Annotated in this window: 11 protein-coding genes, 1 pseudogene and 1 riboswitch; of the genes and pseudogenes, 3 read left to right on the top strand and 9 right to left on the bottom strand. The window is 58.8% G+C overall.

Features of this window, described 5'->3' with window-relative positions:
• Positions 1-17: 17 nt before the first annotated feature.
• From P0D70_RS31540 to P0D70_RS31555, 4 genes are all read right to left on the bottom strand, one after another.
• Positions 18-1,946: a sodium:solute symporter family transporter gene (locus P0D70_RS31540; protein ID WP_408187359.1), complete on the bottom strand. Its 1,929-nt coding sequence runs from the start codon at positions 1,944-1,946 to the stop codon at positions 18-20.
• Positions 1,943-2,278 (bottom strand): DUF485 domain-containing protein, encoded by a 336-nt coding sequence (locus P0D70_RS31545; protein WP_408187360.1) that lies wholly within the window; start codon positions 2,276-2,278, stop codon positions 1,943-1,945. The genes P0D70_RS31540 and P0D70_RS31545 overlap by 4 nt, the downstream gene beginning before the upstream one ends.
• 506 nt (positions 2,279-2,784) lie before the next feature.
• On the bottom strand, positions 2,785-3,171 hold the full coding sequence (locus tag P0D70_RS31550; protein ID WP_408187368.1) for a YbhB/YbcL family Raf kinase inhibitor-like protein: 387 nt from the start codon (positions 3,169-3,171) through the stop codon (positions 2,785-2,787).
• The gene (locus P0D70_RS31555) at positions 3,171-3,878 is read right to left on the bottom strand and encodes a DJ-1/PfpI family protein (RefSeq protein WP_318268324.1); all 708 of its coding nucleotides are present in this window, start codon (positions 3,876-3,878) and stop codon (positions 3,171-3,173) included. Before P0D70_RS31555 ends, P0D70_RS31550 begins: the two co-directional genes overlap by 1 nt.
• Positions 3,879-4,058: 180 nt before the next feature.
• Positions 4,059-4,148: riboswitch (glycine riboswitch) on the top strand.
• 165 nt (positions 4,149-4,313) lie between these two features.
• Between P0D70_RS31555 and P0D70_RS31560 the strand changes: the two are divergent.
• Positions 4,314-5,499: pseudogene (locus P0D70_RS31560) on the top strand (D-amino acid dehydrogenase).
• A 487-nt stretch (positions 5,500-5,986) separates the two neighbouring features.
• On the opposite strand, the gene P0D70_RS31565 reads toward P0D70_RS31560, so the two are convergent.
• The 5 genes from P0D70_RS31565 to P0D70_RS31585 form a co-directional block, all read right to left on the bottom strand.
• On the bottom strand, positions 5,987-6,148 hold the full coding sequence (locus P0D70_RS31565) for a hypothetical protein (RefSeq protein ID WP_408187361.1): 162 nt from the start codon (positions 6,146-6,148) through the stop codon (positions 5,987-5,989).
• A gap of 80 nt (positions 6,149-6,228) precedes the next feature.
• Entirely contained in the window at positions 6,229-7,128 is a 900-nt protein-coding gene (locus P0D70_RS31570; protein ID WP_408187362.1) for an integrase core domain-containing protein, read from the bottom strand.
• A complete protein-coding gene (locus P0D70_RS31575; protein WP_408187363.1) occupies positions 7,125-7,511 on the bottom strand; it encodes a hypothetical protein in 387 nt (128 codons plus the stop codon). Before P0D70_RS31575 ends, P0D70_RS31570 begins: the two co-directional genes overlap by 4 nt.
• Positions 7,512-7,513: 2 nt before the next feature.
• Positions 7,514-8,203 carry a hypothetical protein gene (locus tag P0D70_RS31580; RefSeq protein WP_408187364.1) on the bottom strand — a complete coding sequence of 230 codons (690 nt, stop codon included), beginning with the start codon at positions 8,201-8,203 and terminating at the stop codon, positions 7,514-7,516.
• A 310-nt stretch (positions 8,204-8,513) separates the two neighbouring features.
• Positions 8,514-9,776 carry an MFS transporter gene (locus P0D70_RS31585; RefSeq protein ID WP_408187365.1) on the bottom strand — a complete coding sequence of 421 codons (1,263 nt, stop codon included), beginning with the start codon at positions 9,774-9,776 and terminating at the stop codon, positions 8,514-8,516.
• Between the two features lie 419 nt (positions 9,777-10,195).
• Here P0D70_RS31585 and P0D70_RS31590 point away from each other — a divergent pair, with 419 nt between their 5' ends.
• Together P0D70_RS31590 and P0D70_RS31595 are read left to right on the top strand one after the other, a co-directional pair.
• The gene (locus P0D70_RS31590; protein ID WP_408187366.1) at positions 10,196-10,663 is read left to right on the top strand and encodes a hypothetical protein; all 468 of its coding nucleotides are present in this window, start codon (positions 10,196-10,198) and stop codon (positions 10,661-10,663) included.
• Positions 10,664-10,829: 166 nt separating this feature from the next.
• The coding region (locus tag P0D70_RS31595) for a TonB-dependent siderophore receptor (RefSeq protein WP_408187367.1) at positions 10,830-11,844 on the top strand (1,015 nt) is incomplete at its 3' end.

The following is an 11,844-nucleotide window of genomic DNA, read 5'->3' on the forward strand; positions in this document are numbered from 1 at the left end:
CGGGAGCGCCCTGCCCCTTAGTGATCCATGGCTTTCGCCACTCCAATACCGCTGTCCCGGCGAAAGATGAGCGCCTGCCACGCCGCATCTGTTTCGCGGCGGTGACCAAACAACGAGCCGATCACCAACAGCAGGAAACCGAGCGGAACTGATACGATCGCCGGATTACGCAAAGGTATCAGCGGCTTCTCCAGTCCGACAATGCTGGTCGTACGTGAGCCAAGAGAGTCAAGCGTCGACTGTGCGGTTGCGCGATCAGCAAGCGCTGGCCCACGTTGTCTGGCAACATCATTTCGGCCTGCTGCAGTCGAGACATCCATGGAGTCCAGTTGCGCGAGGCGCGCGTTCGCGCTCGCCAGCGCCTGTGTCGCTTGCGCTCGTGTAGTCAATGGATACTGCATGTTGGGCGAAACCAGCACGAACAGAATCGTCGCCACTACGCCTCCTATCACGCCAAAGATTACGCCGCGTGTGTTGCAGCGCTTCCAGTAGAGCGTCGCGAGCAGCGCGGGAAGATTGGCGGACGCTGCTACGGCGTAAGCCAGCCCCACCAGATGGGCAACATTCTGGCCCTTGGCAAGCAAGGCCGCACTCGTCGCGACAATTGCGACAAATATCGACGCCACTTTGCCCGCCATCAATTGTTCGTTATCCGAAGCTATTCCACCCCTGATTGCACCTACGTACACGTCGTGCGCCAGCGATGATGCGGCGGCGAGCGTCAGACCGGCGACTACTGCGACGATGGTCGCGAACGCAATCGCCGCGACGATGCCGACCAGTACGTTGCCCCAGAGGGATGCGCTTCCGCCCCCGAGATGCTGCGCAAGCAGCAAGGCTGCAAGATTGCCTCCCTTGTCGGCAGCCGCGATCTTCGCAGAACCGACGTAGTAAGCCGCCGCGAAGCCGATGACGATGATCAGAAGATGGCAGCCCCCGATCCACAGCATGCCCCACAGCACCGAGCGCCGGGCGGTCTGAGCGTTTTTTACTGAAAAAAAGCGCATCATGATGTGCGGCATCGCGGCGGTACCCAGGACGAGAGCGAGACCCAAGGACAACAGTTCAACCGGATCCTTCAGATATAGCCCCGGCTCGAAGAACGATTGCGTGATCAGCGCTTTGGACTCAACTGGCGGCGATCCAATTGTCAGTATCCATTCGCGCAATTCAGGGCGATGAGAGAGCGCTTCCAGTAACGCCGTGACGCTGAAACCGAATGGTGCAAGTGCGAGTATGGTAAGTAGGCTGCACATACTCAACAGCAAGACCGCCTTGATGATCTGCACCCAGGTGGTCGCCCGCATTCCACCGAATGTGACATAGACGAGCATAAGCGCGCCAACGACGATCACAGAGATCTGATACGGAATGCCGAGCAATGCGTAGAGCAACACGGCGCCGCCCACAATCTGCGGCACCATGTAAGAGATCGCTACGATGACGCTCGAAAGGGCTGCCAGTGATTTTGATATCCGGAAATCGTGGCGGTAGGAGAGGACGTCGCCGAAGGTAAAACGTCCAAGGTTTCGACACGGTTCCGCGACCAGCAGGAGGACAGGGATGAATGCGGTGAAAAAGCCAACTAGGTAGATTATGCCGTCGAAACCGTAGAGCCCAACGAGGCCCGATACGCCGAGAAAGGCTGCGGCGGAAAGATAGTCGCCGGCAATCGCAAGGCCGTTTTTCGGTCCAGAGATACCACCGCCCGCTGTGTAGAACTCGCTAGCGCTACTGCCTCGCCTCGAATTAATCCATGTGATTACCAACGTGAGTGCGATGACAACGGCAAACGCAGCAAACGCATTGGGGCGCGACGATTCCGGCACGACACCCGCAGCGGATGCAAAGCTCGGAAAACACAACATGACCGTTGAAACGATGACCGGCAACACGGCGCAATGCTGCAACTGCATGACGGAGGCTCGATGCTCGAGGTGTTTCATTCCGTTGCTCCTGCGGTCAGCACCGTAGCGATTCGTTCATCAATGACGCGCATGCGGCGAGCGTAGTAAATGGCGACCACAGCGCCGAAAAGATACTGAGACAAAGTGAACACCATCCCGAGGTTGACTACGCTGATGACTGGCGTGGCTAGTACGGAACGAAACCAGCCGGCACAAACTTGTAGCGCCAGGTAATAAGCAAAAAACAGTACGGTAAGCCCGATGCGCAGACGATTCTTAGTCGCCACACACGCCGCAAACGAGTCAGCTGTCGCATTGGGCCAGACGGTGGCCGCAAGAATAACTTCAGGTTGGTTCGTTGAGTTGCACATTCCTCTCCTCCATTGAGCGAACTTCATCAAGTTATGTACTAGTACAATAATATTTATGTACCAATAAATGTAGGCTCATCGTTTTGATTGGTCAAATGGAAAAATATTGGTATTAACCCACCCAGGATGTCTGGATGCATGGTGGCGAGCGGGCCGCGCCCGGAGGAAAACTGTAAGAACGGCAGTACCGCGCAAGCGACGGATGTACCGATGATGGACGCAGAATCAATCACGTGGTCTTGAATGCCCCCAACGACCGCGGTCCGCTCGAAGATGTATTCGCGTCGAGACGATAGAGATCAAGTGCATAGATTTCGAGTACGTACCGGTGTAGCAATGCGTCATTCCATGGCACACATGGTCCGTCGCGGCCGTAATAGCGAGCCGACATTTCGACATCCCCGCTGAACCACGTTGTATCGTCGTTGATACGGTGGCGGGACCGTCTGGAGCATGAGGGCCCGACTTTCTACGTGGCGTGATTCCTTTGCCGCGTCGAACCTTCCTTATCTCTCGAACAAATGCGTCGATATCGATCTGGAGCCAGTGATAGAAATGGACGCGGGGAAGGGATGCATCCGCCTCGCCCCCTCTTGATTGACGTCAGCCGCCCGACTCGGGACATCCCGGTCGTGACAGACGATGGCGAAGGATCGCGTGCCGCCAGGCACCCCGGACCATGCGAGACTCGGGTTACGAATGTCACCGAGATTCATACACTCGTGAGGATGGGATGTAGTGAAGGGGAACGTATCAGGAATGACGCCGCCGTTTGGAAAGCTGTTGCTTTCAATCTCATATCCTGCTCCGTTAAAGTCAGGAATTCGATAATGACGGCGGTGCACAGTCGGAGCAACAACGGTCCCAACGTGCGACCGCCCTCGGTGATGCATCAAGCAGTGGGTTGCCGCGCCGCTTGATAAGCTGCAGCACTGGCTAGACGCTTTTCAGTAATGGCGCGGGCGCGCTCAGTTACTGTTTTCAGCACTGCCGGCGGCGCAGACGCCGGAGATCCCGCCTGGAACGGCGGTTTCGGATCGTAAGCCATGTAGAGCTGCAACTCCTGCGCAACTGTCTCGCCTCGCAGCAGTGAAACAACAATGAGCGAGCCGTCGATTCCCGACGTAACACCGCCGGCACTCACGAACTTCCCGTCGATGACAACACGCTCATCGCTAGGCGTTGCACCGAAGTATGGCAGCACACCCATCGCGGTCCAGTGCGTCGTCGCACGACGTCCTTCAAGCAGCCCCGCAGCGCCACAAAGCAGTGCCCCGGTGCAGACGGAATATACGTACCGGGCATGTTCGGCCTGTCGGCGAATAAATCCAAGCACCTCCTCGTCCTTCATCAGCTCTTCCTGGCCGTATCCACCGGGTACGAGCAGAACGTCGAGTTGTGGCGCCTCCTCAAACGTCGTATCGGCCAGCAGACGCAAGCCCATGAGATCGCGGACTGGCTCCTTGTTTTTCCACAGCGTCATGAATGACGAGTTTGGCGTGCGTGCCAGCGCTTCAAATGGGCCGGTGAAATCGCATTGATCCATGCCCGGGAAGATGATCCCGCCAATCTTCAGATGTTGCTCCAGAGGAATACTCAATTTACATCTCCTTTGTACTGGTACAAAATTGTTGTCATACAGGTACAAATATACGCTTGAGAAAAGCGCTGTCAACTGTCGATTGCAACAAGTTTTTCAATTTCCATAGGGCCGCGCCCGCTATTCGATGAGACATGCTTGTCGAAGAGGAATTGGTGATGTACGGTCGCGCTGTTCAATTCGTTCAGCACGGGAGAGATCGTCTTTCGCGACGACGCCGACGGAGCAACCGCCCCGGAAACTCTCAGGCAAAAGGACCGCGCAAAAGGAACATCTGGAGAGCGGCGCAATGCGCCCACCGAAGGGGAGTCCGGTTTTGTTCCGATATTTACCGGCGCAGCGGGCGAAACTCTCAGGTAACAGGGACAGATGGGGCATCGGTGCCGGTTCGATGCACAACAGCCGGCGGTGCTCAATAAAAAACTGGATCTGAACATGTCACGAATCGCCATTATCGGTGCCGGCACTACCGGCGTCACGACCGCCTACGCGCTCGCACAACGCGGGCACCTTGTCACCGTATTCGAGCGACATCGCTATGCGGCAATGGAGACGTCCTTTGCGAATGGGGGGCAGCTATCAGTTAGCAATGCGGAAGTCTGGAACAACCATGCGACAGTATTAAAGGGTCTGCGCTGGATGTTTACGCGTGACGCACCGTTGTTGCTCAATCCACGCCCGAGCTGGCACAAGTACAGTTGGATCGGAGAGTTTCTCCGGCAGATCCCGAATTACCGTGCGAATACGATCGAGACGGTGCGTCTCGCAATCGCCGCGCGCGAACACCTGTTCGGCATCGCCGACAGGGAAGGCATCGCATTCGATCACGAGACGCGCGGCATCCTCCATTTCTACGCAACTCGTGGTGAGCACAATGCTGCGACGCGGATAAATGAACTGCTGCGCGCGGGCGGCCTTGATCGCCGCCCGGTCACGCCAGACGAAATCCGTGTGATCGAACCCGCACTCAACGGTGACTTCTACGGGGGATTCTTCACGGAGTCCGATTCGACAGGTGATATCCACAAATTCACGCGCGGCTTGTCGGCAGCGTGCGAGCGCCAAGGCGTCGAGTTCCGCTACGACGCCCCAGTCCGGTCGATTGGTTCAGTGGGTCCCAAGCGGCCATGAGTTGTTTGATAACGTAGTTGTATGTGCGGGCGTCGGCAGCAGACAATTCGCATCGATGGTCGGCGATCACGTCAACGTATATCCGGTGAAGGGCTATTCCATCACGGTGAACCTTGATGACGAAATAAGTCGGAATAGCGCACCGTGGGTCAGCCTACTCGACGATCGCGCCAAGATCATCACAAGTCGCCTTGGCCTGGATCGTTTCCGAGTTGCGGGCACTGCCGAGTTTAACGGTTTTAACCGCGACATCCGCTCCGATCGCGTCGAACCGCTGATTAACTGGGTACGGCGTCATTTCCCGAATGTATCGACCGCGCGCGTCATCCATTGGGCTGGCTTACGTCCGATGTTACCAAGCATGTTGCCACGTGTCGGACGGGGGAAGCGACCGGGCGTCTTCTATAACACTGGACACGGTCACCTTGGCTGGACATTGTCAGCAGCGACTGCGGAAGGCGTTGCTCACGCGATCGGCATGGGGTCTTGATTGACGGAACCTGTTGTCCGCGGGCTTAAGGCGGAGATGGCCTGCGGGGCATCTGGGACATACTCAAGCAACGGATCAGCACCGTTAGTTTGAACGTGCACAAATCTGCTCATGCAGATTGTCTTCGCAGGGCAAATGGTCGCCCCTGCTGAGGGGGGCGGCGCGAACGCCGCCTCCAAAGGTGCCTTTCGCACTCCGGCGCGGCGAGCCGCCCCGCGTGGCGAGCCAGCGCTCGCGCACCACACCTCTGTACGCTGCATGAACGCTGCGCCAGGCAGCCACACGTGAGTCTCCGCTTTTCCTTGCAGGTAGCGCGATGACGTGATGGCCGCCTCGCACGGGAACACGGATAGTCGTGCCCGCATGTGGCAGGCGTGCAGTCAACTTCTGTCCGCGGCGGGCATTCACACCAGCCGCCGCGGCATGCACACACCAGCCGCGTCGCGATGCGTACTTCACTGCACCGATGGTCGACGTCCACGCTGGATTAATATTTTGCGTAGAGCAGCCCGGAGAGCATACATTCGCCCTTCGGGCTGAGTTGCGTCATCGCCTTCTTCTTCTCGGTGAAGTCGAGGGCTTCGGCGACCACGGGTTTGCGCGTCTTGCTGGCCCATGCAATGGCTTGCGTCAGTGCGTCCGACAGCACCGCGTTGCCCTGAGCTGGCTTCTTAGCGCAACAGAGGCAATCGTTGTACCGGCTCGGATTGTCTGGACACGTTTTGTAACTCAGGCGGCCTCTTTCAGGGTGGCTGCCTGACGGGCTTCATGGGGTGACATGAAGCCCAGTTTTTCGAGACGCCAGTGGCGATTGTAACGATCCTTGAACTCGACGACCGCAGCCCGGACTTCCTCAAGATTCCTGAAGATGCGACCGTGAATGGCCTGCTCCTTCAGCGTCCGGTTGAAGCGCTCGGCGACGCCATTCGTTTGTGGCTCGGCAACGAAGGCGAAGCTCGGCGTGACGCCCCAGAACCTGACCTGATTCAGGAAGTCATCGGCCGTGTATTGCGAACCGTGATCCATGCGCAGCGTCAGGCCCCGACCGACCTCGGCACCCGTGCCGCCGAATTCGCCCAGCAGTCCCTGTGCGATCGGCTGCAAGGCGGCGAACCAGTTGCCCGTCTTGACCGCATGGATGCCGACGCAGCAGGCGTCGCAATGATCAACCGCCGAGAACACCCAGACCCACCCATCATCCACGGTCTCGATGCGCACGCCGTCGGTGCCCCACATTTCGTTCGGGCGGCTCGTCGTGATTGTGCCGTCGTGCTGGGCAGACTTGCCCTGCGGGCGCCGATGTGGCGACAGCAAGGCGTTCTCCCGCATCAGACGCAGCACACGGGTGCGGGAGATGCGGATGTCGCGCAGGATACGCAGCCGCGCCCATACCTTGCGATGTCCTTCGCCGGTAAAGGGCGAGGCGGCAAGATCGGCCCGGATGGCCTCCAGAAGGGCGGCATCCGGCATCTCTGGTTTCGGACCGCGCCGCTGTGCCACGAGTGGCACCACGTTGCCCGACTCGCGCGCACGACCGGCATAGATCGTCGAACGCGGAAATCCGAGCACCCGGCAGACCCGCTGCAGCCCATAAGGCTTGCCGGTGCCAGTGGAGGTCGCGCGGCTCATTTCGACGACCTCCGGTTGCCTAAAGGGTGTCGGGCCTGCCTTTCCTTGCGCAGGATCTCGACTTCCATGACCAGTTCGCCAATGCGCCGGGTGGCCTCGCCAAGCTTTGCCTCCAGCGGATCGTTCTCGCGCTCCTTGAGGCCCGCATCCATACCGGCCAGGGCACGCTCGCGCCATTCCTCGAGCCTGTAGATCGGCACCGATACCTCGCGCGAAATGGTATCCACTGGCTCGCCGCGCAACAGGCGCAGGACGACTTCCTTCTTCCGGTTGGCCGACCACCGCTTCACTTCGGCGCCCGCGCCGGGGGCGCCTCCAGTCGCGCTACGCGCTCCTTCCACCGCCCCCGGCACAACCTCACCAACATTCGACTTATTCAGCATCTTCAACTCCGTTTCCAGACACAGGCTTTACCCCAAATTCGTGTCCAGAAAAATCGGAGGCGGTTCAACAGAGGCAATCGTCCCGTGTGCAGCAGGTTACCGAGCGCGTCGGTCTCCGTCACCGCCAGGTGGTCGACGTTGAAGTCATCGCCGACGGCGCCGTACATCACGTCGAGTGTCGTCTTCGGCGCTGGCTTGCGATCGAACGACACGAATGCGCGCCAGCCGCGCTCATCACGGTGCAGCCGCCAGCCCAATGAAGTGCCTGCGTTGAGCGCCGCCTCGAGCGCTGCCCGGTCGTAGTCAAATGTGATCTGGTGGATGACCAGAGACGCCCTGTCGTCGGGCAGGCGCAACCGATCCGGAATACAGATCTTCAACGAGTACGTCCTATCAGCATTTCCGTGCAACTGGCACAGCTGATTGCCGGCCGTCTCGTCCTTTGAACCGACGAAGAATATCTGATGCGAACAGCTCGACTGCCATTGCCGCAACCACGCTTCGCGACTGCCGAAGCCAGTCAGTTCAAGGTGATGCTGCTGCCTGAAGAGCTTGCGGCTGCCAAAGCAGATGCCGGGCACGTTGCCCGCGAGCCGGCACTCGACCCTGACCAGTCGGACCGTCAACTTCGACAGCCGCAGGGCGTTCTGGTGTGTGGTGAGGCGCAACTTCGCTTTGCGCTGCGGCAACATGCGCAGCCGGTCTTCTGCCAGCGCTTCGAGCGCTGATACGGCGCACAGTCAACTGCTTCTCCAACTGGCGGATACCGTTGCGCAGGCTCTTTCGCTCGGCAACGAGCAACTTACGCATGCCGTCGATGAGGCCCTGCAGTTCGATCGCCATTGCGTTGAACACGCGGGCCGCGACGCGCGCGAACAGCCTGCGTTTCATCGAACCGTACAGGGCGGCCATCCGGTCCAGCAGCCCTGAGTCGGTCTCCGACTCAGGGGAGAGGCAGCGCTAACGCAGGCCTCTTAACGCACTTAGGTTCGCAGGGAAAGCTTAGTCGGTGTTCAACGAGACAGAGCTTTCGGAATCGTTTGATGTTCGTACCGATGTGCGCTGAGCTCTCATCCAGAAAAGCGTTAGAGCAGCTGCGACAATCAGCAACGGCACGTTCACCAGATTGAGGTCTACCCATCCGAAGTGCTCTAGGATGGGACCTGCAACAAGCGATGCCGCTGCAGTGAAAACGTTCCGGATGAGTTCCGCGACACCCTGCACCTTCGCGCGCTCGGCTGGCGTGTGGGAAGAAGCCAAGAGAGCAGTGCCCCCGACAAACATGAAGTTCCAACCGACTCCGAGGCAAAGCAATGCGGCGTAGAACGCGGGCAGACTGGATGACGCGGCGGCAATGAAGGTGCAGGCAGCGCTCAGGAGAATTCCGGCGAAAAGGACAGACGGCATGCCATATCGCTTGATCAAATGACCGGCAACAAACGACGGTGCAAACATACCGACGAGGTGCCACTGAATGATGTTCGCGCCATCATCGATCGAATGGTGGTTGGCGACAGCTGCCAACGGCGCCGCTGTCATCACGAACATCATGACGACTCCTCCGATGACGTTGTTCGCGAGCGCAGCGAGAGAAATCGGCTGTCGAAACACAGTCGTCAGACTCCGGGCAGCCGCTGCTTCATCAGCTGGAATTTTTTCGGCTTCAACATCACGAAATCCAAACGCCAACACGAGCATTGAACCAACACCAAGAAGAAAAACCATCAAGTACGATCCTGCGAAGAGCGTCGGAAACAGATTTTTGCTCCACGCTGCCAACGCTGGACCGAGTATTGCTGCGATAACGCCACCTGCCAGAACCATCGAAATGACTTTAGCCTTCTGTTGAGGCGGGACGGAGTCGGCCGCAGCGAGCCGGTAGTATTGGGCAAACGCTTGAAATATTCCTACTGCCGCGGTTCCTAAGCAAAACAACCAAAAGTCGTTTTGCAAAATTGCCCAGACGGAAACAAGCCCACCCAGAGCCCCCGTGGCTGCGCCGCTCACGAATCCCCAACGTCGGCCGATCTTTTGCATCAGTAGTGACGCGAAAAGTGTCGCAATCGCGCTTGCAACCGTAATAAGCGCAAACGGGAGTGTAGCGAGCGATTTGTCAGGCGCCAGTTGGTAGCCGGTCAATCCGGTTAAGGTCAAGTCGATAGCCACAGCGGCCGTATAAAGGCCCTGTGCGACGGAGAGCACAATAGCGTTCGATTGCCGATCTCCAGTATCGAATGATGCCGCTTTTTTTGCGCGCGTAGCCATTATTTGCTCCCTGCGCGCGATGCCGTGCGATTCAAAGACTGCCGCATCCTTATTCGCCCTATGATTTATTACAGGGCATTCTGGCAGACACCTGTTGACTATGAGTAGGACGCTGTTCCCTCAATTCCGGTCAATTCTAAGGTCTTGGTGTGCGTTGGACCGCACTGGTTTCCAACTGCGCAATCATACGATTGACAATCGTCGCGCTGCGTGGCGGCTACCTCGCGACGTCATAAATCTCTATCTCTTGACATGTACTCTGACTCCGTCTGTTCGCGTTCTCGGATAGCAACAGGGAATCTTCCTTCATTGGGGGAGGTCGTCCTACAAAGACCACATGCAAATGCTATTGCATTGAAGCAACACTATCTGACTGTTGCAATTCCATTTGCTTGGGACGAGTCTAGAATACGCGCTCCATGATCCGAATACATCAACTGCTTGCGCAGCGCCGGACGAATCCTGCGGCGGCGATCTTGCTGCTGCTGGTCGTCGCGTTCCGCCTGCTATTGCCACCTGACCTGATGCTGTCCCAGAGCACAGGCTCGGCGGGTAACGAACTCACGATCTGTAGCGGCCACGGCGCGCTATTCGACAACACATCAGCGATCAGCGCTGATCCTGCTTTGAAGGTCGCGGCGAAGGATCTGGCCGAAGCGCTAGACGGCTCCACTCAACTGACCGGTCATCAGCATACGAGCGATCTCTGCCCCTTCAGTACCGCGCTCGCTATCTGTCTCGCCACCACCCTCCTCTTTGCTGCTCACTGGCTGGGCATTGTGGTCAGCGCAACGATTGCGCATCCCGCCGACGATGTAGTCCCTGCTGCCGCGCCCACACACGGCCTCCTCGGCGCTCGGGCGCCGCCCTGCATCACACTCGTCTAGCGAGATCCTTCGGACCGAACCTCTGATAGCGTCGCGCTGTCCGAGCGACGCCATGGCACGTTCGTGTCTGGTATTCCGCGCCACTGATAGTGCGCGGACGGAATCCCCTCGCCATATCAGTTCGTTATCCGGCGTCGCCCAACGAGCGCCAGACCTTCGCTCGCACATGGCAATCGACTTCGCCTCGATTGCCTGTGCCGCACGCGCTATCGATGAACCTCAGGCACAACCTCAAATAATGCTTACCCTTAAACTCGCCGCGGCCGCCTCTCTGGCCGCCTTCTCGCTCGCCGGTCAGGCGCAGTCCGTCGCGACCGGCACATCGTCCTCGGACCAACAAACGACACCGGCAGCCGACTCGGAATCCGCGACGGCCACCGCCACTTCGCTGCCCGCGATCCGCATCACGAGCAATCGTTACCGCTTCACCGCGACGGACACTGCGCTCGAAACCCAGTCGGCGACCCGGACCGATACACCCTTGATCGAAATACCGCAGTCGGTACAGGTCGTGCCACGCGAACTCATCGAGGAACAGGACGCGCGCACGCTGGCCGATGCGCTTGTCAACGTGTCGGGGGTAATGCCAAGCCAACCTGCGGAAAACGGCTTTGTGGGCAACATCGTGCGCGGCTTCCCGGCGGAAATTTACACGGACGGCTTGCCGATGTACGGCATGAACGCGGTCAACAGTCCCGCTAGCCTTGTCGGCATCGAGCAGATTGACGTGCTCAAGGGGCCAGTCTCGACGCTGTACGGCGGCGGCCTCGGCGCGCCGCTCGGTGGCCTGATCAATATCCAGTCGGAGCTGCCAGAAGCCGAGCGCGGCGGTTACGTAGCGATGCGCACCGGCAGCTACGGTACCGTCAATCCGTATTTCGACCTGACCGGGGCGCTCACCTCGTCGATCAACGCACGGATCGCAGGCGAGTACGAGCACGCAGGAAGCTGGATCGACCAGGTCAAGAGTGACAGATGGTCGGTGAAGCCAAGCGTGTCGTTCAAGCTCGACCCACGCACCACATTGCTCGTGCAGGGGCAGTTTAACCACAGCAGCCAGCTCGAATATTCAGGTTTGCCCGCAGCCCAGGCATTAGCCGGCCAGCTCGATCGCTACGCATTTCCCGGTGCGCCCGTGGGCCAGCCGCGCACTTCTTTCGACAGCCAGTTGGCGACGGTTC

It is taken from the genome of Paraburkholderia sp. RL17-381-BIF-C (assembly GCF_046026435.1).
Taxonomy (GTDB): domain Bacteria; phylum Pseudomonadota; class Gammaproteobacteria; order Burkholderiales; family Burkholderiaceae; genus Paraburkholderia.